A 23439-nucleotide genomic window follows, 5' to 3' on the forward strand; every position below is an offset into this window, starting at 1 on the left:
GGCGGAAGACCGACCAGGCTGTGCTTCCTCAGCAGCTTGCTCTCGAATTCGAGTCAGCAGACACCCCCCGGATCGGGGACGAAACGGGACTCGAATGCCGCAAGGCACCCGACGCGGTACATGTGCGAGGGGAGACCGCCGATGCCTCACCCAACATCGGTGGCGTCACCCCCAACCCTCAGGTTGGGGAGAAGGTCCGTGAGGGCCACCCTGTCGTATTCGTCCTGGACAAGCACTGCTATCCGCTCCAACCGAGCAGCCCTGCAAGGGCCCGCAAACTCCTCGACCAGGGCCGGGCGGTCGTGGCCCGACACACCCCCTTCGTGATCCGGCTCAAGGACCGCACGGTCTCCGCATCGGAAGTGGACGGTGTGGACCTCGGAATCGACCCCGGCTCGAAGCACACCGGGATCGCCGTTTTCACCGTCCGAGACGGTGAACGCCGTGGCCTGTACGCGATCGAGCTCACCCATCGGGGCAGCGCGATCCGGGACAAACTCACCGCTCGCGCCGCCTACCGGCGCGGCAGGCGCACCCGCAACCTGCGTTACCGCGCGCCGCGCTTCTCCAACCGGGGCCGCCCCAAGGGGTGGCTCGCCCCGTCACTGCGTCACCGAGTGGACACCACCATGTCGTGGACCACCCGGCTCGCACGCTGGGCACCCGTCCGTGCGGTGCACGTGGAGCGCGTCGCTTTCGACACCCATGCCATCTCCCACGGCGGACCGCTGGAGGGCGCCGAATACCAGCACGGCACCCTGCACGGCACAGAAGTACGCGAATACCTCCTCGCCAAATGGGACAGGACATGCGCCTACTGCGGTGCCACCGGAGTGCCCCTCAACATCGACCACATCCACCCCCGCTCACGCGGCGGCAGCGACCGCATCACCAACCTGTGCACCGCCTGCATCCCCTGCAACGAGAAGAAGTCCAACCGGCCCGTCGAAGACTTCCTCAAGCAATCGCCGCGCCGGCTGGCCCGCATCCTCAGCCAGGCCAAGACCCCGCTCCACGACGCGGCAGCCGTCAACGCCACCCGCTGGGCACTCTGGCGCGCCCTCGACACCGCCTTCCCCTCGGTGCGCACCGCATCCGGTGGCCGCACCAAGTGGAACCGGCAGCGGACCGGCATCCCGAAGACCCAAACCCTCGACGCCCTGTGTGTCGGCGAACTCGACACGGTCACCCGTACGCTGGCCCGCATTCTCGCGGTCACCGCGACCGGACGCGGCACCTACACCCGCACCCGCACCGACAAGTACGGCTTCCCCCGCCTCCGCCTGCCCAGGCAGAAGCAGTTCTTCGGCTACCAGACCGGCGACCTCGCCCGCGCCGTCGTCCCCACCGGCAAGAAGATCGGCACCCACACCGGACGGATCGCTGTCCGCTCCAACGGCAACTTCAACATCAGAACCACACACGGCCTCGTCCAGAGCATCAGACACAAGCACTTCCGCCTCATCCAACGAGCCGACGGATACGCCTACACCACCCGACCCGAAGGACCCACGAACCGCGCCTGACCACGACCAGCAGCAGCGAAGAGACCTCCGGCGCTCCGCACCCCCGAGGATCCCGCCCCCAGCTGAAGCAAAAGTGTCCACTAAGGAAGAGTGCGATGACTGTCTGTGCCATCGAGACCACGACGACGGCCCCGTTCACCATCGCCGCGGACGGGTCCTACGCCGCCCGGCTGGCCGGGGAGGGCGAAGCCCGCTATCCGGAGCGCTGGACGCTGACCGGTCCCGAGCCGTACGCGGTGCCGCTGCCCCTGGCGCAGCCCGAGGAGGCCGACAGCGAGGTACTGCCGCTGGCCGACGGGCGGGTGCTGATCCACCGGCGGGTGGCGGAGCGGCACGCCTTCGCGCTGCTGTACCCGACCGGCGGCGGCGACGCGGGCGCCGGGCCCCGGACCGGGGAGCTGCAGCTCGGCGCGATCCCGGCGGCCGACGGCGTACGGGTCACCCTGCTGCCCCCGTCCCCCGACGGGCACGGGGCCTTCGCCCTGGCCGTGGAGGCCACCTCGACCATGGTCTGGCAGGTGGCCGGGGTCCCCTTCGGGCCGGAGCGGGTCGCCCGGATCCCGGGGCGCTGCTCGGGCGGGGTCTGGCTGGACCGGACGGGCCGGCTGCTGGCGCTGGACCGCGAACTGGACGGCCCGGGCGGGCCGGTGACCAAGGCGGTGGCCGTGGACCTGCGGCGCGCCGGGGAGGTCTCGCCGCTGCTCCAGATCGCGGAGGCCAGCAACGACCGGCTGCTGTTGGCCGACCCCGACAGCGGGCTGCTGCTGATCCGCTCGGACGCGCCGGGCGAACCCCGGCTCGGCTGGGGGGTCCTGGGCAGCGCCCGCCCGGTCCGCTTCCCGGAGTGCCTGCGGGCCGTCGGGGCCACGGCGACGCCCTTCGCGGTGCAGCCGGGGCAGGTGCTGATGCCGGAGAGCTGCGGGGTCGCCCTACGCGTGGACGAGGCCGGCGACGGTTACGGCGGCTCCGTGGCCGGGCTGGCCCTGTGGCGCCCCACCGACCGGCACGTGTTCCGGCTCGGCGCCCCGGCCGGCTGGCTCGGCGGAACGGGCCGCTGGACCCCGGAGGGTCGCCTGCACCTCCCGTACGCCACCCCCGAGGTCCCGTGCGGCCTCCTGGGCATGACCCTCCCGGTCTCCCCGCCCCCGCCGATCCGCCTGGACCCCATCCCCCTCCCCCCGGCCCCCACCCGGCCGGTCCCGCTTCAGCAGGCACCGCTGGGCTGAGGCCGGCCGGGCCGGAGGCGGCGTGGCGGACTATCCGTCCTCGCCGCTCCGGCGGAGGTATCCGGTCGTCGCGCAGCCCGCGTCGGCATCGCGGGCCGGGCACATCGAGGGGTCGTCGTCGCCGCCGTACAGGTAGACGGTCACGCCGCAGCCCTGGTCGCCGAAGGACAGCGCCACGCTGCTGCCGCGCGTGGCGCTCTCCTGCACGGTGAAGCTCGTGGAGCCGGGCTCGCTGGGGGCCCAGAACGCCCAGGTGCCCGAGGCCGGGCCCGCGGGGTCCGCGGGGTTCGTGCACCGCGACGCGACGGGGTACGTGTCGAGGTTCTCGCCGGTGAAGGTGTGGTCCGCGTGGAAGGTCAGGGAGGCGCCCCCCGCGCCGACCCACCGCCCCTCCAGCCGGTCCGCGGGAATGCGCGCTGAGTAGATCCCCGCGGCATAGCCGCACGACGCCGTCAGCGCCATCGCCGCGGCCGCCAGGGCTGCCGGCCTCCATGCCCGTCGGTTCACGCGCGTTCCTCCCCCATCTGCCCGGACAGCGACCCGGGTTCGGGTCCCCTTGACCCGCCCCCACGGTAATTGAACGCATTCAAATTTCCTAGCGTCCACCGGAACCGACGCCGGGCCCGGGGTTCCTCACCCCGGGCCCGGCGCGTTAATCCGTACTCCTGGTTGCCGCTGGGGGCTGCCGGCGGCTGCTGCCGCCCCGTCAGCCGTCGTGCTTCAGGCCGAGGACTTCCGCTGCCGCGAAGGTCTCGTTCGGCGGGCGGGAGTCGTAGTGGGGGGTGAGGAGCTCGTCGAGTTCCTCGTAGGAGAAGGACTCCTTGGTGGTGTCGAACTTCGCCGCCACCTTGGGGCGTTCCATGACGACCACGATGCCGCCGTGGACCACGAACAGCTGCCCGTTGGCCTTCGCCGAGGCCGGGGAGGCCAGGTAGCCGACCAGCGGGGAGACGTGCTCGGGGGCGAGGGCGTCGAGCTTGCCCTCCTCCGGGACCTGGAAGCCCGCGAAGACGTCCTCCGTCATCCGGGTACGGGCGCGCGGGCAGATGGCGTTGGCCGTCACCCCGTACTTGGCCAGCGCCAGGGCGGTGGACGTGGTCAGGCCCACGATGCCGCCCTTGGCCGCCGCGTAGTTGGGCTGGCCGGCCGAGCCGCCGAGGAAGGCCTCGGAGGAGGTGTTGATGATCCGGCCGTAGACCGGCCCGCCGGCCGCCTTGGAGCGTTCGCGCCAGTGCACGGACGCGAAGTGGGTCGTGTTGAAGTGGCCCTTGAGGTGGACCCGGATGACCGAGTCCCACTCCGGCTCCGACATCGAGAAGACCATCCGGTCGCGCAGGATGCCCGCGTTGTTGACCAGGATGTCGAGCTTGCCGAAGCTGTTCACCGCCAGCTCGACCAGCTCGCGCGCCTGCTCGAAGTCGGCCACGTCGCCCAGGTGCGCCACCGCCTGTCCGCCCGCGGCCCGGATCTCCGCCGCGACCTCCTCCGCCGGGGCGGCCGAGGCCTCACCCGAGCCGTCGCGGCCGGGCTGCCCGAAGTCGTTGACGACCACGCTCGCGCCGAGCCGGGCGAGTTCGATCGCCTCGGACCGGCCGAGGCCGCGGCCCGCCCCGGTGACGATGGCGACGAGTCCCTCAAGTGGCAGTGACATCCGTACGGTTCCTCTCGAAACGGGTCAGAGTTCGATGCAGGTGCGCAGGGCCACGCCCGTGCGCATCTGGTCGAGCGCGTCGTTGATCTCGGCGAGCTGCACGCGGTGCGTGATCAGGCCCGCCAGGTCCACCCGGCCGGCCCGCCACAGCGCGATGGTGCGCTCGTAGGAGCGGAGCACGTCGCCGCCGCCGTACATCGACGGCAGGATCTTCTTCTCGTCGAAGAAGAGGGAGAACATGTTGATCGAGTAGTTGTCGTCGAGCGCGCCTGCGCCGACCACGACGACGGAGCCGCCGCGGCGGGTCATGTCGTAGGCGGTCTTGGTGGTCGCGGACTTGCCGACGACCTCGAAGACGTAGTCGAAGCCCTCGCCCGCGGTGATGCGGTTCTTGGCGTCGGCGAACTCCTCCGGGGAGACCGCCTCGGTGGCGCCGAAGCGCAGCGCGGCCTCGCGCCGGGAGGCGACCGGGTCGACGGCGATGATCTGGGCGGCGCCCTGGACCTTCGCGCCCTGGATGACGGAGATGCCGACGCCGCCGCAGCCGATGACGGCGACCGAGGAACCGGCCTCCACCTTGGCGGTGTTGATGGCCGCGCCGAGTCCGGTGGTGACTCCGCAGCCGATCAGGGCGGCGATGTCGAAGGGCACGTCGTCGGGGATCGGCACGGCGCAGCCCGCCGGGACCACCATCTCCTCGGCGAAGGTGCCGGTGCCGGCGAAGCCGAAGATGCTGCTGTCGCCGCGCTGGAAGTTGGGGGTGGCGACGTTGCCGAAGGCCTCCAGGCACAGGTGGCCCTGGCCGCGCCTGCAGGAGGGACAGTGCCCGCAGGGCGGGAGCCAGCAGACCAGGACCCGGTCGCCGATCTTGTGGCTGGTGACGCCGTCACCGACGTCGGTGATCACGCCGGAGCCCTCGTGGCCCGGGATGAAGGGGGCGGGCTGCGGGAGGACGCCGCTCATGGCGGAGAGGTCGGAGTGGCACAGGCCGGTGGCCTTGATGCGGATCTTGACCTTGCCGGGGCCGAAGCCCACGGCCTGCATGTCCTCGACGACTTCGAGCTTGTCCTGGCCTATCTCGCTCTGGAGTGCTGCGCGCACGGTGCGGCTCCTTCTGTGTGTCTGCGGCTGCGGGGTTGCGCGTGCTTCGGCTGCCGGATCCGCTCAGCCGTGTTCGACGACGGTGTCGGCGAGGACCGGGGCGTCGTCCCGGTCGGCGGCGCTCACCGTGACGAGGACCCGGCCGGGCTCCTGCCACATCCGGATCCGCAGGGTCTCGCCGGGGAAGACGATCCCGGCGAAGCGGGTGCGGTAGGAGCGGACGCGGGACACGTCGCCGTCCAGGACGGTGTCGACCACGGCCTTCAGGGTCATCCCGTACGAGCACAGGCCGTGCAGGATCGGCTGGTCGAAGCCGGCCATCTTGGCGAACTCGGGGTCCGCGTGGAGCGGGTTCCAGTCTCCGGAGAGGCGGTACAGCAGGGCCTGCTCCTCGCGGATCTTGCGCTCCTCCACCCGGTCGGGCGCCCGCTCGGGCTGCTCGGCCTTGACGGAGGGGCCGCGGTCGCCGCCGAAGCCGCCCTCGCCGCGGACGAAGATCGACGCGTCGGAGGTCCACAGCGGCCCGTCGGCGTCCGCGACCTCGGTGCGCAGGACGATCACCGCCGCCTTGCCCTTGTCGTAGACCGCGGCGACCTTGGCGGTGGAGGCGGCCTGCCCCTTGACCGGGATGGGCCGGTGCAGCTCGATGGACTGGCTGCCGTGCAGCACGTTGGCGAGGTTGACCTCGATGCCGGGGGCGGCGAGGCCGCCCATCATGGCCATGCCGGAGCCGGCGACGGTCGCGAAGCTGGGGAGCACGTGGAGCTTGGACTCCAGGGTGTAGCGCAGCTCGTCGGGGTCGGTGGCGGCCCCGGGGTTGTTCGGGGAGGTCCCCGCGCCGAGTCCGAGGTGGTAGAGCTGGATGTCCTTGTGGTCCCAGGCGATGTTCCCCTGGCGGGGTTCTGCGGCGAGGGCCTTGGCGGCATCGATCGGCATGGGCGTGCTGCTCCCTGTGTTGGAAACACCGTCTTTGGGGCACCGGCTGTGTGGCGGGCGCCGACTGCGCAAGCGCGGCGCCCTGGAAGACCTCGGCGCGGCCGTCCGCACCGTCGGCCGCACCGAGGTCGTATGCGGGACCGGCGCCCTAGAACGCGTTCTAGGTTGCCGGTGAAGGAATGTATAACGCACGCCCCAGCACTTGGGAAGACCGCTGACCTTGCGTCAGATCCCCCTCTGCGACGGGTCGTTCGGAGCCACGCGACGGCTGCCAGCGTCACGGCCGACCCCTCCCGGCCGCTCCCCGGCACCGGAGCGGGGCAGACCCGACAGGCTGCGCGACGGCCCGTGATGCTCGAATGCACCGTGGCGCGATTCCGTCCGCTGCCGCGATTTCAGGGGAGTTGGGAGCGACTCCCCGAATATGGCCGCACCCGCAGCGAATGGGAAACCAGGGCATGGGCGGCGCGGATTGACCGCCACCGCCGGCATTCCGAATCCACTCCCCACCCCGACACCCGCCGAGCCCCTGAACAGCAACGTCACCCGACCACCCGGAAGATCTCACGATGCATCACCGCACCGTCGCCGCCCGATGAAATAGAGATCACATAGCGGTCCGGAACCTGACGGTCTGCTCTCTTCGTCTTTATCCTTTCCATCCGCTCTGGGTGGTCCACCGCCTCGCCGCCCTGGGCGGTGTCCGTCGCCGCCGTCTGTTTCTTCGCGGCGCTGTTCGGCGCGCGGCACCCCTGAGGACCTACCCTGACGGGGTGGACGAAATGCCCGTTTCCCAGCGCCCTGCCCGATCCCTGCGGGTGCTCCTGGACCCGCCGAACCCGGCCCTGACGGTGCTCCTCGGCCTGCAGCCGGACATCGAGGTGGTGGCTTGCGCACTGGCCCGCCCGGCGGTGGCGCTGACGGAGTCGGTGGACCGCGTCGCGGTGCTCCTGGAGGACGATCCGGAGTGCCGGATCCTGGTGATGACGGGCTCCGCCCATCCGGGCCTGTCGGAGGCCGCACTCGCCGCCGGCGCGGCGGGCCTGGTCCTGCGGGACGGCCCGGTCGAGGACCTCGCGGACTGCATCCGCCGCGCCTCCCGGGGCGAGTCGGTGGTCGACCCGGCGCTGGAGGCCCCGCAGGCGCCGCAGGCCTCGTAAGCCCTGCCGGACATGCGTCCGCCCCGCGGATCCTTCCGGAGGATCGGCGGGGCGGGCGGGGTGTTCGACGTTCGACTCAGCCGGAGGCGGGCACCGTCCAGTCGTCGACCGTCCGCGAGGGGTCCAGGGCGACCGGCAGCTTCTCCAGGCCGCGGAAGGCCGGGAAGGGCCCCTTGAGCCATTCCTCGTGGCCCGGCTCCGGGGTGGCCAAGACCATGTCGGGGAACCGGTCGAGCAGGGCCGTCAGCGCGGTCTCCAGCTCCATGCGGGCGAGCGGGGCGCCGAGGCAGTAGTGGGGGCCGTGGCCGAAGCCCAGGTGGGTGCTCTGCAGCCCCTGGCGCGTCACGTCCAGGGTGTCCGGTTCCGCGAACTTCTCCGGGTCGCGGTTCGCGGAGGAGAGCGCGATCTGGACCAGGGAGCCCCGGGGGATGGCGACTCCCCCGATCTCCAGGTCCTCCAGGGCGTAGCGGAACGTGGAGGTCTCCACGGAGCACTCGAACCGGACGAGCTCCTCGATCGCCTGGGGCAGGAGAGCGCGGTCCTCCCGGACGAGCGCGAGCTGGTCGGGGTGGGAGAGCAGCGAGAAGACCGCGTTGCCGATCTGGTACGTGGTGGTCTTGTGGCCGGCGAAGAGCAGGACCCACATCATCGAGACGAGTTCGTCGTCGGTCAGGGCCCCGTCCTCGTGCTGCGTCTGGATCAGCACGGTGAGGAAGTCGTCGGCGGGTTCCGCGCGCTTACGGGTGACCAGACCCGTGAAGTAGTCCCGCAGCCAGTGCTCCGCCGCGGCCAGGTCGTCAGCCATGTCCTTGCTGAACCGGGAGCGCGTCACCTGCCCGAACCACTTCAGGACGTCCGTGCGCTCGTCCCCGACGATGCCGAGCAGTTCGCAGATGACCATGATGGGGAGCGGCAGGGCGAAGGAGGTCATCAGGTCGACGGTGGTGTCCGTCGGGCACTTGGCCAGCAGTTCGCCGGCGAGCTGCTCGATGCGGGGGCGCAGCAGTTTGACGTGGCGCGGGGTGAAGGCCTCGTGGGCGATGTGCCGCAGCCGGGTGTGCCGAGGGGGGTCGGCGAAGAGCAGGTTGTCGTCGAGGGCGTCGCAGGTGTTCCCGAAGACCGCGTGGTAGATGTCGACGCCGTCCTCGTGCATGTCCTTGCCGATGCGTGGATCGGACAGCGCGAGCCGGGCGTCCTCGTACCGGGTGATGAGATACGTGTCCACCCCGTGGCGCGTCGTCAGCTTGCAGACGGGGGCCTGCTCGCGCAGCGACCGGTAGACCGGGTAGGGGCACGTACGGTATTCCGGCGTGCCCATGGACACGGCCGCCACGGCTTCGTCGACGGGGAGGCCGTCGCTCACTGCGACTGCGGGTTCGGTCGTCACGGGCTCAGACCTCTCGTGGGGGCTGCTCGACTGTCCAGCCACCTCCCTCCCTCTGCCCGCGGCCCGCATAACGCCGAGAAACACGGCTTACCCCGTTCGGGCCCGAAACTACGCCCGCCTGAGCGGATCGGCCGGGTCCCCGACCTGTCCCGCGAGCACCCGCGCGGCCCCGCCATAAGGTCCCCCCATGCCGGACATCGCAGACCTCACCCCGCCGGACGACGGCAGCCGCCACCGGATCGACGTCCACCACCATTTCTGCGCCCCCCAGTGGCTGGAGTGGGCCGAGGGACAGGGCCTGGTGAACCGCAGGGCCCTGCCGCCGTGGGCACGCTGGGATGCGGGGGCGGCCCTGGACCTGATGGACCGGGCGGGGATCGCCACCGCGGTCCTCAAGCCGATGCTGCCGGCGCGCTACGCGACGTCCGCGCAGCTGCGCGAGGCCACGGCCGTCACCCTGCGGGCGGCGGCGGAGGTGACGGACGCGCACCCGGGCCGCTTCGCGTTCCACGCCCCGCTCTTCCTCGACGACCCGGAGGTCTCGCGCTGGGCGCTGCGGCGCGGGCTCGACGAGCTGGGGGCGGTGGGGGTGAACGTCACGGCGAACTACGGGGGCGTCTACCTGGGCGACCCCTCCTACGACCCGCTCTTCGCCGAACTCGACGAGCGGTCCGCCGTCGTGGACACGCACCCGCACAACCTGCCACTGCCGGGCGGGGGCCCAGGAGCGGGCGGAGGGCCGGGGGCGGTGGCCGTTCCGGGGATCCCGAACTTCCTGTGCGACTTCCTCCTGGACACGACGCGGGCCGCGCTGAACATGATCCACAAGGGCACCCTGGACCGGTTCCCGAACCTGTCGGTGATCCTGCCGCACGCGGGCGGCTTCCTCCCGCACATCGCCACCCGCGTACAGGCCTTCGCGGGCGCGCTCACCCCGCCCGTCGACCCGGCGATGGTCCGGGACCACCTGCTCCGCTTCTACTACGACACGGCCGGGCCCATGTCCCCGGCGGGCACCCTGCTGGCGATGGCGGCCCCCGACCGCATCCTCTTCGGCAGCGACTGGCCGGCCTGCCCTGCGGAGATGGTCACTGACATCGCGGTCCCGGCGCTGGCGGCCGACTCGGCCCTCACCCCGGCCCACCACCTCGCGATCAACCGGGACAACGCGCTGCGCCTGATGCCGGCCCTGGCCCCCTTGAGTCCGGCGGCGGCCCGCGCCTGAGCCGCCGGCCGGATCCCCAGCCCCGTCGGCGTGTGCGGCACGGCCGCGGCTGCCTTCCGGACGCGGCGCCGCACCTTGCCCCGGCCGCTGCGCGGGGCGAAGTCCCCTACCCGCCCTTCCACCGTTCCCAGGGCCCGGCCCTGACCCGGTCCTCAAACGCCGGACGGGCTGGGAAGGGTACCGGGCTGCGCCCGGACCCCCTGGGGCTCCGCCCCAGACCCCGGTCCTCAAACGCCGGACGGCTGAAAACCCCAACCACCGGACGGCTGCATAGCCCGATCGGCGGACGGCTGCATAGCCCGACCGCCGGCGGGGCTGAAGACAGCCGGGATGGGGCGGGAGGCGTGCCGGGACGGGGACGGGGGCGGGGTGGGGTGTCGGCCTGGACGTAAAGCGTGATTTGTGGCGCAGGTGCACCCCACGACTGTCGAAGCGGAACAGGGGGCGCCTAAATCATGCAGTCCAGGCCGACACCCCACCCCGACCCCGGCACCGGCCCACCCGCAGCCAACGCCCCACGGCCACGTACAAGCCGACGCCAGCCAAAATCCAGCCCCGCCGGCGATTGAGGCGCCCCACCGGCCAGGCCCAGGCCCGCGGAGCTACCGCCGCAGGAGGGTGACCACGGCCGCGCCGCCCAGGCCGATGTTGTGGGCGAGGCCGACGCGGGCTCCCGAGACCTGGCGGGGGCCCGCGGTGCCGCGGAGCTGCCAGACCAGTTCCGCCGCCTGTGCAAGGCCCGTCGCGCCCAGGGGGTGGCCCTTGGAGATGAGGCCGCCCGAGGGGTTCACCACCCAGCGGCCGCCGTACGTCGTGGCGCCCGACTCCACCAGTTCCCCGGCGCCGCCGTCCTCGCACATACCCAGCGCCTCGTACGTCAGCAGCTCGTTGATCGAGAAGCAGTCGTGCAGCTCGATGACGTCCACGTCACCGATGCCGAGCCCGGACGCCGCGAACACCGCCCGACCCGCCGCCGCCGTCATCGGCTTGCCGACCACGTCGATGCAGGAGCCGGAGGCGAAGGAGGCCTCGGTGTCCGTGGTCATGGACTGGGCGACGATCTCCACCGCCCGCTCACCGAGCCCGTGCTGCTCCACGAAGCGTTCCGATACGACCACCGCCGCCGCGGCCCCGTCCGAGGTCGGCGAGCACTGCAGCTTGGTCAGCGGCTCGTGGATCGTCTTCGCCGCGAGGATCTCCTCCACCGTGTAGACGTCCTGGAACTGCGCGTTCGGATTGTTCGCCGAATGCCGGTGGTTCTTCGCCCCGACCGCCGCCAGCTGCGCGGCGGTGGTCCCGTAGAGCTTCATGTGTTCCCGCGCCGCGTTCCCGAAGATCTGCGCGGTCGGCGGGGACATCTCGAAGCCGTGCCCGGCGGCCATGATCCCGTAGTGCCGGGCCACCGGCGAGGTCTTGAAGTCCCCGCCGTCCGCGCCCCCGCCCAGCGCGCCGCGCTTCATCTTCTCGAAGCCCAAGGCCAGCACGCAGTCGTTGATCCCGCCCTCCACGAACTGCCGCGCCATCATCAGCGCCGTCGAGCCCGTCGCGCAGTTGTTGTTGACGTTGTAGACGGGCACCCCGCTCAGTCCCAGCTCGTACGCGGCCCGCTGGCCGGCCGTGGAGGCCTGGAAGCAGTAGCCCACCGGTACCTGCTCGACCAGCCCGTAGTCGATGCCCGCGTCCGCGAGCGCCGCGTCGCCGGCCTCCTTCGCCATGTCCCAGTACTGCCAGTCCCTCGACTCCGGCTTCTCGAACTTCGTCATGCCGACGCCCACGATGTACGACTTCATCTCTGTCCCCACTGCCCTTCGGTTCGCTTCAGTCCCTGGGAAGGCCGAGAATCCGCTCGGCGACGACGTTGAGCTGGACCTGCGTGGTGCCCCCGGCGATGGTCAGGCAGCGGGACATGAGCATGCCGTGCACCGCCCGCTTCCCCGCCCCCTCGCTCACCGCGCCCGCGGGACCCAGCAGTTCGAGCGTGAGCTCGGCGGTCCGCTGCTGGTGCGGGGTCTGGACGAGCTTGCGTACGGACGCGCCCGCGCCCGGCTCCAGTCCGGAGACCTGCTGGAGCGTGGTGCGCAGCCCGATGCAGGCCAGGGCGTGCGCCTCGGCTGCCAGGGCCCCGATCCGCACCCGGTACCCGCCTTCGAGTTCGGCGGAGCGGGCGAGCAGCGCCTCCAGACCGGTGTCGAAGGTCATCTGGTCGGCCATGTGGACGCGTTCGTTGCCCAGCGTGTTGCGGGCGACCTTCCAGCCCCCGTTCTCGGCGCCCACCAGGGCGTCCGGCGGCAGCGGCACGTCGTCGAAGTAGACCTCGTTGAAGAGGGCCTCGCCGGTGATCTCCTTGAGCGGCCGGATGTCGATCCCGGGGGTCTTCATGTCCACGATGAAGTAGCCGAGCCCCTTGTGCTTGGGGGCGTCCGGGTCGGTGCGGGCCAGCAGGATCCCGTAGTCGGCGCTGTGTGCGGAACTCGTCCACACCTTCTGCCCGTTGACCAGCCAGGAGCCGTCCCCGGAAGGCGACCGCTCCGCCTTCGTCCGCAGTGAGGCGAGGTCGGAGCCCGCCCCCGGCTCGGAGAAGAGCTGGCACCAGGTGACGTCCCCGCGCAGCGTGGGCAGCAGGTAGCGCTCCTGCTGTTCGGGGGTTCCGTAGGCGAGGAGGGACGGCACGACCCACGTGGCGATCCCGAGGTCGGCGACCTTGACCCCGGCGGCCGCCAGTTCCTGCTGGACGACGAGCTGTTCGACGGGACCGGCGCCGAGCCCGTACGGGGCCGGCAGGTAGGGGGCCGCGTACCCGGTGGGCGCCAGCACCCGGCGGGCGGTGGCGGGGTCGAGCCCGGCCGCGTCCGCGATGGCGCTACGGGCCTTCGCGCGGTGGGTCTCGGCCAGCGCGGGCAGCTCCAGGCGCAGCTCGCGCCGCGCGCCGGCGGCGGCGAGCCGTACGGCCCGGACCCGGTGGCCGTCGCCGGAGCCGAGGAGCTGGCGGGCGACGAGGGCCCGGCGGAGGTAGATGTGGGCATCGTGCTCCCAGGTGAAGCCGATGCCGCCGAGCACCTGGACGCAGTCCTTGGCGCAGGAGTACGCGGCGTCGAGCGCGGTGCCCGCGGCCAGTGCGGCCACCAGCGAGCGCACCTCGGCCGGTTCCTCCATGGCCTGCGCGGCGTCCCAGGCGAGCGCCCGGGCCTGCTCCACGCGCACCAGCATGTCGGCGCACAGGTGCTTGATCCCCTGGAACTGCCCGATGGGCCGCCCGAACTGCTCGCGCACCTTCGCGTACTCGGCGGCGGTGCGCAGCGCCCAGCCGGCGGTGCCGCAGGCGTCGGCGGCGAACAGCACGCAGGCGAGGTCCCGTACGAGGGCGGCGTCGAGTTCCAGCAGGGCCCCCGGCCCGGCGGTGACCCCGCGGGCGCGGACCTCGGCGGTGGGCCGGGTCGGGTCGGCGCTGGCCTGCGTACGGATGTCCAGCGCGGCGGCGCCGACGGCGAACCAGCGGGTCCCGTGGGCGGTCTCGGCGGCGAGCAGCACGAGGTCGGCCTCCCCCGCGCCGAGCACCGGCGGCGCGGTCCCGTCGAGGAGGTACCCGCCCTCCACGGCGACGGCGGTCAGGTCCCCGGGCCCGAGCGCTACGGCCCCGACCCGCCCGCCGAGGGGCTCGGCCCCGGCCCGGTCCAGGAGTGCGGAGGCCAGCACGCTCGGCAGGTACGCCCCCGGCAGCGCCGCCCGAGCGGCCTCCTCCACCACGACGGCCAGGTCGAGCAGGGTGCCGCCCTCCAGGTGCGGCTCCAGCAGCCCGGAGGCGAGCAGCCCGTCCCAGTAGGCGGGCCGCGAGCCCGTCTGCGGCGGGGTGTCGAGGAGTTTGCGCACCTCCTCGGGCGGCACGGCCCGCGCGACCCAGCCGCGTACGGCTTCGGCCAACTCCCGCTGTTCCTGTGTGATTCCGATGCCCATGCGCGGCAGAGTAGAACACGTTGCATTCTGACGGAAGGTCAGAACTGAAACGTGTTCTCACTCTGGGGCCCGCCGCCGTCGCCGGGGCCGGAGCCTCACGCAAGGACGAGCCGGCCGCCCGGAGCCGCGGCCCTCCGGCGGCGGTGGTAGGCCACGGTGACGACCGCCAGCAGCGGCCCCCAGGCCACCAGGGGCAGGTAGCAGGCCGTCATCACCCAGTACGCCACGCCCGTGGGGGAACCGGGGGCGCCCATGTTCTCCGGGTCGTTCCAGCCGATCGCCCCCAGGACTCCCAGCAGGGTGAGCGCGGCGGCCCCCAGGCCGGCGGGGATCACGGCGGCGAGCGGCGGTACGCGCCTGCCGCCGACCAACGGCAGCCAGTGCGGGGTGACTTCGCCCCAGCGCTGCACGAGGCCCAGGGTGAGGAATCCCAGCGCCTCGGCGAACACGCTCAGGCCCATCATGTAGAGCGAGAAGCCGCTGCCGAAGCTGACGTCCGCCAGCGGGTCGCCCCCGGAGAAGCCGAGCGGCACTCCGAACGCTCCGGCGATCCGCCAGAGCCCCGTGGGCAGCGGGGCGAGCGCGGCGAGGGCGGCGAGGCGCACCACTCGACGGCTCGGTTGGCGTTCCACGGCCGCGCTCATTCCTTGTTCCCCGAGTTCGCAGAGTTCGTGGAGTTCGCGGAGTCCGCCGAGTTCGCGGAGTCCGCAGACGGGGTCGGCGGGAGCACGTGCACGACCTTGAAGTCGCCGCTCCCGACGGTCTCGTACGGTGCGGCGCTCAGGCACTTCGCCACCACCGGACCGTCGAAGGCGGACACGGCCCAGCTGTAGCCGACCCGGTCCTTCTTCCCGTCGCCCTTCCCGTCGTAGACGGTGAAGCCGACGCGCTTGCCGACGGCGCCGGGGGGCAGGTCGGAGCTCGTGATGATGCCGGTGGCGGTCGCGACGGGACCGCCGGTCAGCAGGCAGTCGATACGGCCTTCGGCGTACGCGCCCTGCTTGCCGTCGGCGGAGTAGTGGCTGAACCGGAAGGTGCCGCGCGAGGTGCCGGCCGGGGCGTCCGGCTCGTCGGGCTCGGCCGGTGCGAAGCCGTGTGCGTCGAAGGAGAAGCGGACCTGCTGGCCGTCCGCCCGGTCCATCGTGGCGGAGCCGGTGAGACTCGATTCCTTCGGCGACTTCTTCGCCTCATCCGAGGCGGAGGCGGAGGCGGAGGCGGAGACAGCGAGGCCGCCGATGACCGCCAGTGCGACGATGCCGACGACGGACGTACGAAGAGTGGTATTGCGCAGCATGGTGAACTCCTTGATCCCGGCGACCGGTTGAGCCGCCGTTCGGTGTGGCATCAGCCTCCGGCAGCGGGCCGGTCCGCGGCCATCGGCCGATGGGGAGATCCGCTCGGGGGCTCGGTGGACCCCTCTATGCCGTTCGGCAGAGGCCACCGAAAGAGACGGCCTAAGGTCGTGGGGGTGAAGATCATGGGCATGGCACACCGGGACCGTTCCGTCGTCGGCGTCCTTACCGCCGCATGCTGTGCCGCCACGCTCTTCCTGGGCGTACGGCCGCTGCCGGCCCTCGCGGCCGTCGCGATCGCCCTCGCTGCTTTCGGCTGCCTGCCGCGGTCGCGCGAGTGGACCGGGGCCGCCACGGGCGGCGCCGGCGTCCTGCTCCTGGTGGCGACCTTCGGCTGGCCCGGACGCGGAACGGCCGAAGGAGCGTCGTGGCACCTGGCGGCCGTGGGAGCGGTGCTGCTGCTCCTGACCGCGGCGGTGCGCTGGTCGCCCCGGCGCCGGCTCCTGACGGGCGGCGGGCTCGGCGCCGTGGCCGTCGCCGTCTGGACCCTCCCGCTCGTACCGGACGCCTCCTTCTTCGAGCGCCTCGGCCTGGTGTCCTTCTGGTCGGCGCCGATCGCCGTCTCGGTCGTCGTCGGCGGCTATCCCCGCCTGACGGCGGACCGCCGCCGGCAGGCGGTCTTCGCAGCGCGCCGTGCCCAACAGCTCGAACTCGCCCACGATCTGCACGACTTCGTCGCCCACGACGTGAGCGGCATCGTCGTGCAGGCCCAGGCGGCCCGGTTCGTGGCCGAGCACGATCCGGCGGCGGCGGTCCGGGCACTGGAACGGATCGAGCGGGCCGGACTCGCGGCACTGGCCTCGATCGACCGCACGGTCCGGATGCTGCACGCGGCCGACGAGGACACCGACAAGAGCGCGGGCGGCGACGACAGGGACGGCGGCGACAGTGGCGGGCCGACCGGAGACGAGGCTGCGGGCGGCGCCCGTACGGTCCTTCCCGGCATGGACCAACTCGGCGATGTGGTGGACCGGTTCGGCGAGACGGGACGGATACCGGCCCGCCTCGACCTGGCCCCGGACGTGACCGACGCGCTCTCCCGCGAGGGGGCCGCCACGGTCCACCGGGTCGTGGTGGAAGCGCTCACCAACGTACGCCGTCACGCGCCGGGAGCAGCCGGCGTACGCGTCGCACTCAGCACGGACCGTAGGACCGTCGAGGTCAGCGTGACCAACGACGGCGGCCGCGGCCGCTCTTCGCACCTGCCCGCGCTCCCCCGTCTCGAACGGGGCGCCAGGGGCGTCCGGGGCGGCGGCGGGCTGCTCGCACTGGCCGAACGCGTCCGCGCCTGCGGCGGCACCTTCACCTCGGGCCCGTACCGGGACGGCTGGCGCGTGACCGCGGTCCTTCCCGCCACCGGATCGCACGCCACGGCATCATGATCCCGTGACCACCCGCATCCTGATAGCCGACGACCAGGAAGACGTACGCAACGGCTTCCGCCTCATCCTCGACTCACAGCCCGACATGACCGTCGTCGGGGAGGCGGCCGACGGCGAGACGGCGGTCGAACTCGCCCGTTCCCTGCGGCCCGACGTCGTGCTCGCCGACATCCGGATGCCGCGCCTGGACGGCCTGGAGGTGACCCGGATCCTGGCGGGCCCGACCGCCGAACACCCCGTCCGCGTCGTCGTCGTCACGACGTTCGACCTCGACGACTACGTGCACACCGCGCTGCGCAACGGCGCCTGCGGCTTCCTGCTGAAGCGGTCGGGCCCCAACCTGCTGATCGAGGGCGTACGGGCGGCGATGGCCGGGGACACCCTGATCAGCCCGCAGCTCACGGTCCGGCTGCTGCGCAGCCTGTCCGCGGAACCCCGACCGCAAGCCCGGCCGCCGCAGCCGGTTCCCGAGCCGCGCACCGCGGCCGAGGACCCCCTGACCGCGCGGGAGCGCGAGATCGCCCTGCTCGTCGCACGCGGCCTGACCAACGCCGAGGTCGGCGCCGAGCTGTTCATCTCGCCGGGCACCGCCAAGACCCATGTCGCCAACATCCAGGCGAAGCTGGCGGTGCGCAACCGGGTGGGCATCGCGGGATGGGCCTGGGAGACCGGCCTGGCCAACGGCACCACCTGACACCGCACGGACGTCAGGACCGTTCGTAGTAGTAGCCCTCGCCGTGCGAGGGGCCCACGTTGTGCTGGAGGCCGGCCGGCAGGCTCTTGGTGAAGAAGGAGGGGTCCAGGACCCCGCAGAACTGGCTGGTGGACTTGGACTTGTCCACCGCTGCCGAGCCGATGTTGATCCGGGTGCCGCCCGAGGCCAGCGAGGTCACCTTGGCGATGTTCTCGCAGTGACCCATGTTGGATTCGGTGATCAGCCGGACGGCCCCGGACCGGGTGATGGTCACCGTCTCCGGCTGGCCGATGTTGAAGTCGCCCTTGTAGGTCCAGGTGCCGGTGAAGTACGCGGGGACCGCGTCGGTGCCGCCGGAGGAACCACCGCCGCTGGGCGAACCACCGCCGCTCGGGGAGCCCCCGCCGCTCGGCGAGCCCGAGCCGCCCGGGGTGGCGCTCGGGCTGGTGCCCGTACCGGTGCCTCCGGCGGCCGGGCCACCGCCGCCTCCCTGGCTCGCGCTGCTGCCGCCCGGGGTGCCCGAGCCTCCGCCGGGGGCCCCCGCACCCGCCGCGGCGCCGACCTGGCCGTCCGGCACCGGTACGGGCGGGCTCTGGGCGGCCTGAGGGCTCTCGGAGTTCGGACCGCCCGGGGCGGCGGGTGACCCGCTCGCCGCCGAAGGGGAGCCCGCGGAGGCGCCGGGCGTCACGGGCGCACTGCTCGCCGGGGGCGAGGCCTGCGCCCCGTCGCCACCGCCGCCGAACGGCTGGAGCAGGGCCACCGTGCCCCCGCCGACGGTGAGCACCAGGACGGCGGGCACGGCGACGGTCCACCGCCGCCGGGCCCCGCGCCGCTCGTTCTCCGCGCCACCGCTGCCGACGGCCGGTCCGGCCGCCGGACCGGCCCACTGTCCGCCCGCCGGCGCGGCCACCGCCCCGCCCACGGGCTCGACGACCTCCACGACCTCGACGACCTCGACGACCTGCTCGCCGGACCCGCCGGGCTCCGCGGACCCGCCGGGCTCAGCTGCCGCACCCGCCTCCGGCCGCAGCCCGACCGTCTCCCGGTCGGGGGTCTGCGTATCCCCCGGGCCCCCGCCTTCCACCGCCGCGGGCACCGCCTCCGCGTCGAGCAGCCGCGCCGCCTGCCGGGCCAGCCGTTCCACCACCTCCGGCGGCAGCCACGCCCCGCCGCTCACCGCCGGGCGCATCCGCTCCGGATCCGCCAGCAGCTCGTCCACGCCCGGCCGGTCCTCCACGCCCTTGACCAGGCAGCGGCCGATGAGCGCGCGCAGGGAGGGGTCCGCCACCCGCTCCAGCGCCGGTTCGCCCTCCACGATCTGGAACATCACCGCGTGCTGGTTGCTGGCGCCGTGCCCGAAGGGCAGCTCGCCCGTGGCCGCGTACATCAGGACACAGCCGAGCGTGAACACGTCGCTCTTCGCCCCGGCCCGCTGCCCGCGCACCTGCTCCGGCGACATGAACCCGGGCGAGCCGACGACCATGCCGGTGCTGGTGAGCAGTGACTCGACGGAGGTCTCCAGGGCCCGCGAGATCCCGAAGTCGATGACCCGGCTGCCCTCGACGGTGAGCATCACGTTCGACGGCTTGAGGTCGCGGTGCACGATCCCGGCGGTGTGGATGTCCTTCAGTGCGTGCAGCAGTCCGTCCGCGAGGGCGTGTACGGAGGTCACGGGCAGGGGGCCGTGCCGGCGCACGATCTGCTCCAGCGAGAGCCCGGGTACGTACCCGGTGGCCACCCAGGGCCGTTCGGCGTCGGGGTCGGCGTCCAGGACGGGCGCGGTGTACCGCTCGCCCACCTTCCGGGCGGCGTCGATCTCCCGGCGGAACCGGGCCCGGAACTGCGCGTCGGCCACGTGCTCCTCGTGCACCACCTTCACGGCGACCGTACGCCCGCCCTCGGAGCGGGCCAGGAACACCCGGCCCATCCCGCCGGCACCGAGGCGCCCGAGCAGCAGGTACGGCCCGATCCGGCTCGGATCACCGGCCGCGAGCGGCTTTATGCCGCCGTCGGCGCCGTCGGCGTGCTCGTCATTGCTCCCGCTGCCCATGCTGCCCGTCCCCCGGTGATCCCCTGCGGGCGGCCGTCCGGTCCGCTCCGTCAAACTCGCCTCAGGTTAGGGCCAGTTCATCTGCACCCCGAAGACGAGGTCGGACGAGTGGGAAGAACACGGACGGAATGAAGGGATCCACAAGTGGAAAGACAGTGCCCTCACAGCCGTACCGCCTCACCACCTCGTGAGGAGCGGCTGCCGACCACGACGACTTGAACGCGTTCAATCCTTGTGCCAGAGTGCGATACGAGTTCCTGAGCCCATCGGTCGCGCACGCGGTCTGCGGAACTCGCCGGGGGTGGATTGTGCTGCGTTCCTGTCGTACCGCGCTGATCGTGGTCGCCATGTCCCTCGCCCTGACGGCCTGCGGCAGGCTCACCGTCATGCCGCCGCCCGAAGGCAAACCGGTCGTCCTGGAGTCGGCCGCGCTCACGACCACGTGGATCGATGCCGACGGCGGCACCCTCACGCTGAGCCGGGACGGCACGTTCCTCGCCGATGAGGTCTGCGTCGGCGTCGACTGGTACGACAGTTTGACCTGGTCCGGAACAGGCACCTGGAAGCAGATCTCCAACGAAGAGCAGAGCTTCCTCACCATCTCCTTCGACACCGCTCACGACGTCGGCTTCAGCGCCGCCCACCCCGAAATGGTGCGGGAACCCGACTCTTACGCCGCCCTGAGGCAAGGCAAGGTCCTGAAACTCTGGACCGCCATCGGCGATCCGGACAACGACTACCCGAACTGCGTCCTGAGCAGCCGGGCGCGTTGACCCGGTTGCCGCAGGCGGCGACGGGACTAGGCCGCCTCGTTCGGATCTTGCCGGTCAGGCCCGCGTCGTCCGGGGGGTGCGCGCGTGCTCCACGGCGGCCGCGGCCAGGCCGGCGATCAGCGGGTGGGCGCGGGTGCCGTCGCCGTCCAGTTCGGGCTGAAAGAGGGTGGCCAGGAAGAAGGGGTGCTCGGCCAGTTCGGCGATGCGGATGTCGCCGGATTCGTCGGCGCCGGTGAAGGTCATGCCGTGCGCCCGCAGCAGGTCCAAGTGGAGCGGGTTCGGGCCGTAGTTGCAGTGGTAGCGCGCCTGCGTGCGGTCCGCGCCGAGCAGCCGGGCGGCGCGGGAGCCGGGAGTGACCCGTACGGTCCCCTCGTGGCCCACGAGCGAGCAGGCCAGCGGGACGACCACGGCGTCCTGCTCGGCGGTCGCGGGGTCGTTCTCGGCGTGCGCAGCCCGGTCGAGGCCGCAGACGGTACGGGCGAACTCCAGCAGGGCGTGCTGGAAGCCGCCGCAGGTGCCGAGGAAGGGGATGCCGTTCTCGCGGGCGTCCCGGATCGCCGTGAGCACCCCGTCCTCGCTGCGGTAGGGGCTGCCGGGCAGGACCCAGACGGCGTCGAAGCCGTCCACGCCCTCGCCGGCTTCCCCGGTGGGGATCCAGTAGGCGTCCAGGTCCAGGCCCTCGCGCAGGCGCAGCGCCTCCAGCAGGCCGGGGACGCGGGCGTGGGAGCGTACGGCGTCGGAGCGGTCCGCGATCAGGGCGATGCGGGCGGTTGCCGTAGCGGCGGTCCGGTTCACGTTCATCATGACGACCATCCTCCGAGCCCGCGGCCCATCACGTCCAACGATGATCCGCACTACTCCCATAAGCGATACTGATGCACATGGATCCGCATCTGCTGCGCACCTTCGTGGCGGTCCTCGAACACCGCTCCTTCTCCACCGCCGCCTCGGTCCTCGGCTACACGCAGTCGGCCGTCTCCCAGCACATCGCGGCGCTCGAAGCCGACTTGGGCGCCAGGCTGGTCGAGCGGCGGCCCGTCGCCCCCACCGAGGCGGGGGTCCGGCTGATGGAACACGCCCCCGCGCTGCTCCTGCGCCTGGACGCGGCCCGCGCCGACATCGCCCGCCTGCACCGGGCCCCCGATGCCCGGCTGACGCTGGCCTGTTCCCCCGCGGCCTTCGGCCCGGCGCTCGCACAGGCCCTGGCCCGGCTGCGCGCCGAGGGGCCGGTGGAGGTCGACCTGCACGTCTTGGGGCGGGACGCGGTGGTCGAGGCGGTCCTGACCGCCCGCGCCGGCCTCGGCCTCGTGGACGGAGTGGCCGCGCCCAGCGACCCCCTCCCGCTGCCGGACCTCGGCCCCACCGTCACCCTCGCCGTCACCGAGGAGCGCCTGGCGGTGCTCTTCCCGCACGACCACCCCCTGGCGCGGCGCAGTTCGGTCCGGCTGCCCGACCTCGCGCAGGCGCAGTGGATCGACGCCCCCGACACGGCGGTCCCCCTGGCCCGGCTCCGCGAGGTCAGCCACACCCCCGGCTTCCACCCGCGCATCCACCACCACGGCACCGACCCGCACGCCCTGGCCGCCCTGGCCGCCGCCGGCCACGGCCTGACCGCCCTCCCCCTCTCCCTGGCCGCCACCTTCCCCGGCACCACGGCGATCCCGGTCCACACCCCCCGCCTGGTCCACCGCACGGAACTCCTCCACCCGACGTCCCCACCCCCGCACGCGGCCCGCCTGGCGGCCTTCCTCACGGGCGGCGGGTAGGGCAGCCCGCGTCCAACTGCCGGACTGGCTTGGGTGCTGGTTCCGTGAAGAAGCTCGCAGCCGGCTGCGGCACCGGTACACCCGCCCGGTCAGCGGCGACGGCCGGTACTTGCCGCGAGCGTCGCGCGGGGGCGATCATCCTGATGTCGGCCCGGCGCAGAGCTAAATGGCCGGCCGCACGGGTGCGGCCGGCCACCAAAACCGCGGGCACAGGATGCAGGCGGTGTCACAACCGCCACTGTGGGCACCTCGCCGCTCCCTCGTAATGGAAGCCCCCGGAGTTGCCAGCCGATCATCCAAGGAGTTCGGTACAAGTGTCAAGGACAGGAGGCGACTTGACCAGTCTTGCCGCTTGGGTTGGAGTTGATCAGCGAGGCCCCGCTTCGGTTTATATTGCGACCGACAGCAGAGTCTCCTGGGCCAACTCGTCCCATCATTGGGACGGGGTCAGGAAGACATTCTCTTCCCCTAATTCTCCGGATGCCTTCGGGTATGTGGGTCATGTGCTCTTCCCTGCCCTGGTGCTCCCGACCGTTGTCGAAATCCTGAGTCACGAATCGACTGCCCCCAGAGGGATCCTTTCCAGCCAGTCGCTCTTCAGAGAGATAGTCGAGCACGCGTGGTCCGCCCTCCCGATTCCCGAGCGCCGGGACGTGCAACTCGTGCACGCGACGAGGGAGGGTGAGGGTGTGTCCTGCGAGTTCGGGTTTCAAATATTGAAGTACAGCGCCGCCGATGAGGCTTGGACATCCGAGCACCCTCCGATGCCGGGCTGCAGTTCTGGGCTGGTGCTGCTGGGGAGTGGAAAGGGATCCCTGAACAATGCGGCGGCGGAGTGGAAGCGATCGGATGCGGGCGGTACAAGTCGCGCCGAATTCGGTGCATTCTGTGAATCTCTGGAGGGCGGTGCCGATCCGCAGAGCGGAGGCGCTCCGCAAATCGTCGGGCTCTACAGGAAGGGGCCGGGGAGACTGTTTGGAACTTCCTGGGCAGGGGCCGCCTACGTGAGTGGCTTGCCCCTTCCGGAAGGGCTTTCGGTTGCTGATGTGGAATGGAGGAACCATCTCTTCGAGCGAACTGACTCGAATGGGCAGCGTGTTGCGGGTGCGCAAATCCAGCCGGATCGCAAACGTGCGTAGGCGCACCGCGGGATCGGCGGCGTCGAAGGGCGTGCCGGCGGTGCGGTAGGCCGGCGCGCGTCGAGGTGTGCCGGGCTGGCGGGCGGACCGCGTCGAGGTGTGCCGGGCTGGCGGGCGGAC

20 protein-coding genes are annotated in these 23439 nt (G+C 72.3%); 9 read left to right on the forward strand and 11 right to left on the reverse strand.

The features are described 5' to 3' along the window. The first annotated feature begins 122 nt into the window (after positions 1-122). Both iscB and AC3IYI_RS11910 read left to right on the forward strand, forming a co-directional pair. The gene (iscB, locus tag AC3IYI_RS11905) at positions 123-1526 is read left to right on the forward strand and encodes an RNA-guided endonuclease IscB (RefSeq protein ID WP_489410151.1); all 1404 of its coding nucleotides are present in this window, start codon (positions 123-125) and stop codon (positions 1524-1526) included. 95 nt (positions 1527-1621) lie between these two features. Continuing rightward, positions 1622-2752, forward strand: coding sequence for a hypothetical protein (locus tag AC3IYI_RS11910; RefSeq protein WP_489410152.1), 1131 nt, complete (start codon positions 1622-1624; stop codon positions 2750-2752). A 30-nt stretch (positions 2753-2782) separates the two neighbouring features. Here AC3IYI_RS11910 and AC3IYI_RS11915 read toward each other — a convergent pair whose 3' ends face one another. The 4 genes from AC3IYI_RS11915 to AC3IYI_RS11930 all read right to left on the reverse strand — a co-directional run bounded on the left by AC3IYI_RS11915 (position 2783) and on the right by AC3IYI_RS11930 (position 6440). Further along, positions 2783-3259 carry a hypothetical protein gene (locus AC3IYI_RS11915; protein ID WP_489410153.1) on the reverse strand — a complete coding sequence of 159 codons (477 nt, stop codon included), beginning with the start codon at positions 3257-3259 and terminating at the stop codon, positions 2783-2785. A gap of 199 nt (positions 3260-3458) precedes the next feature. Then, positions 3459-4403 (reverse strand): 3-oxoacyl-ACP reductase, encoded by a 945-nt coding sequence (locus tag AC3IYI_RS11920; protein ID WP_489410154.1) that lies wholly within the window; start codon positions 4401-4403, stop codon positions 3459-3461. Between the two features lie 24 nt (positions 4404-4427). Further along, positions 4428-5504, reverse strand: a complete 1077-nt coding sequence (locus AC3IYI_RS11925; RefSeq protein ID WP_478688765.1) for a Zn-dependent alcohol dehydrogenase — start codon at positions 5502-5504, stop codon at positions 4428-4430. A 63-nt stretch (positions 5505-5567) separates the two neighbouring features. Next, a complete protein-coding gene (locus AC3IYI_RS11930) occupies positions 5568-6440 on the reverse strand; it encodes a MaoC/PaaZ C-terminal domain-containing protein (protein WP_489410155.1) in 873 nt (290 codons plus the stop codon). A 782-nt stretch (positions 6441-7222) separates the two neighbouring features. On the opposite strand from AC3IYI_RS11930, the gene AC3IYI_RS11935 reads away from it, so the two are divergent. Beyond that, complete coding sequence (locus AC3IYI_RS11935) at positions 7223-7600, forward strand: response regulator (protein WP_489411507.1); 378 nt, start codon at positions 7223-7225, stop codon at positions 7598-7600. Between the two features lie 76 nt (positions 7601-7676). Here AC3IYI_RS11935 and AC3IYI_RS11940 read toward each other — a convergent pair whose 3' ends face one another. Then, positions 7677-8987: a cytochrome P450 family protein gene (locus tag AC3IYI_RS11940; protein ID WP_489410156.1), complete on the reverse strand. Its 1311-nt coding sequence runs from the start codon at positions 8985-8987 to the stop codon at positions 7677-7679. Between the two features lie 187 nt (positions 8988-9174). Between AC3IYI_RS11940 and AC3IYI_RS11945 the strand changes: the two genes are divergently transcribed. Continuing rightward, positions 9175-10212: an amidohydrolase family protein gene (locus AC3IYI_RS11945; RefSeq protein WP_489410157.1), complete on the forward strand. Its 1038-nt coding sequence runs from the start codon at positions 9175-9177 to the stop codon at positions 10210-10212. Positions 10213-10814: 602 nt separating this feature from the next. On the opposite strand, the gene AC3IYI_RS11950 is transcribed toward AC3IYI_RS11945, so the two are convergent. From AC3IYI_RS11950 to AC3IYI_RS11965, 4 genes are all read right to left on the reverse strand, one after another. Continuing rightward, positions 10815-12002, reverse strand: a complete 1188-nt coding sequence (locus AC3IYI_RS11950; protein ID WP_489410158.1) for a thiolase C-terminal domain-containing protein — start codon at positions 12000-12002, stop codon at positions 10815-10817. Between the two features lie 28 nt (positions 12003-12030). Beyond that, positions 12031-14163 carry an acyl-CoA dehydrogenase family protein gene (locus tag AC3IYI_RS11955; RefSeq protein WP_489410159.1) on the reverse strand — a complete coding sequence of 711 codons (2133 nt, stop codon included), beginning with the start codon at positions 14161-14163 and terminating at the stop codon, positions 12031-12033. Positions 14164-14258: 95 nt separating this feature from the next. After that, the gene (locus tag AC3IYI_RS11960) at positions 14259-14795 is read right to left on the reverse strand and encodes a hypothetical protein (protein ID WP_489410160.1); all 537 of its coding nucleotides are present in this window, start codon (positions 14793-14795) and stop codon (positions 14259-14261) included. Positions 14796-14803: 8 nt separating this feature from the next. Next, positions 14804-15457: a hypothetical protein gene (locus AC3IYI_RS11965; RefSeq protein ID WP_489410161.1), complete on the reverse strand. Its 654-nt coding sequence runs from the start codon at positions 15455-15457 to the stop codon at positions 14804-14806. A gap of 183 nt (positions 15458-15640) precedes the next feature. Here AC3IYI_RS11965 and AC3IYI_RS11970 point away from each other — a divergent pair, with 183 nt between their 5' ends. Then, positions 15641-16897: a sensor histidine kinase gene (locus tag AC3IYI_RS11970; protein ID WP_489411508.1), complete on the forward strand. Its 1257-nt coding sequence runs from the start codon at positions 15641-15643 to the stop codon at positions 16895-16897. A 4-nt stretch (positions 16898-16901) separates the two neighbouring features. Beyond that, complete coding sequence (locus AC3IYI_RS11975; protein WP_489410162.1) at positions 16902-17591, forward strand: response regulator; 690 nt, start codon at positions 16902-16904, stop codon at positions 17589-17591. Between the two features lie 13 nt (positions 17592-17604). On the opposite strand, the gene AC3IYI_RS11980 is transcribed toward AC3IYI_RS11975, so the two are convergent. Then, positions 17605-19641 carry a serine/threonine-protein kinase gene (locus AC3IYI_RS11980; RefSeq protein ID WP_489410163.1) on the reverse strand — a complete coding sequence of 679 codons (2037 nt, stop codon included), beginning with the start codon at positions 19639-19641 and terminating at the stop codon, positions 17605-17607. Between the two features lie 347 nt (positions 19642-19988). Here AC3IYI_RS11980 and AC3IYI_RS11985 point away from each other — a divergent pair, with 347 nt between their 5' ends. Further along, positions 19989-20414 (forward strand): hypothetical protein, encoded by a 426-nt coding sequence (locus tag AC3IYI_RS11985; protein WP_489410164.1) that lies wholly within the window; start codon positions 19989-19991, stop codon positions 20412-20414. Between the two features lie 54 nt (positions 20415-20468). On the opposite strand, the gene AC3IYI_RS11990 is transcribed toward AC3IYI_RS11985, so the two are convergent. Beyond that, positions 20469-21215 carry a CTP synthase C-terminal region-related (seleno)protein gene (locus AC3IYI_RS11990; RefSeq protein ID WP_489411509.1) on the reverse strand — a complete coding sequence of 249 codons (747 nt, stop codon included), beginning with the start codon at positions 21213-21215 and terminating at the stop codon, positions 20469-20471. An 80-nt stretch (positions 21216-21295) separates the two neighbouring features. Here AC3IYI_RS11990 and AC3IYI_RS11995 point away from each other — a divergent pair, with 80 nt between their 5' ends. Together AC3IYI_RS11995 and AC3IYI_RS12000 are read left to right on the forward strand one after the other, a co-directional pair. Further along, positions 21296-22180: a LysR family transcriptional regulator gene (locus AC3IYI_RS11995; protein WP_489410165.1), complete on the forward strand. Its 885-nt coding sequence runs from the start codon at positions 21296-21298 to the stop codon at positions 22178-22180. A gap of 521 nt (positions 22181-22701) precedes the next feature. After that, complete coding sequence (locus AC3IYI_RS12000) at positions 22702-23319, forward strand: hypothetical protein (protein ID WP_489410166.1); 618 nt, start codon at positions 22702-22704, stop codon at positions 23317-23319. Positions 23320-23439: the final 120 nt, after the last annotated feature.

It is taken from the genome of Streptomyces sp. GL_148 (genome assembly GCF_057834205.1).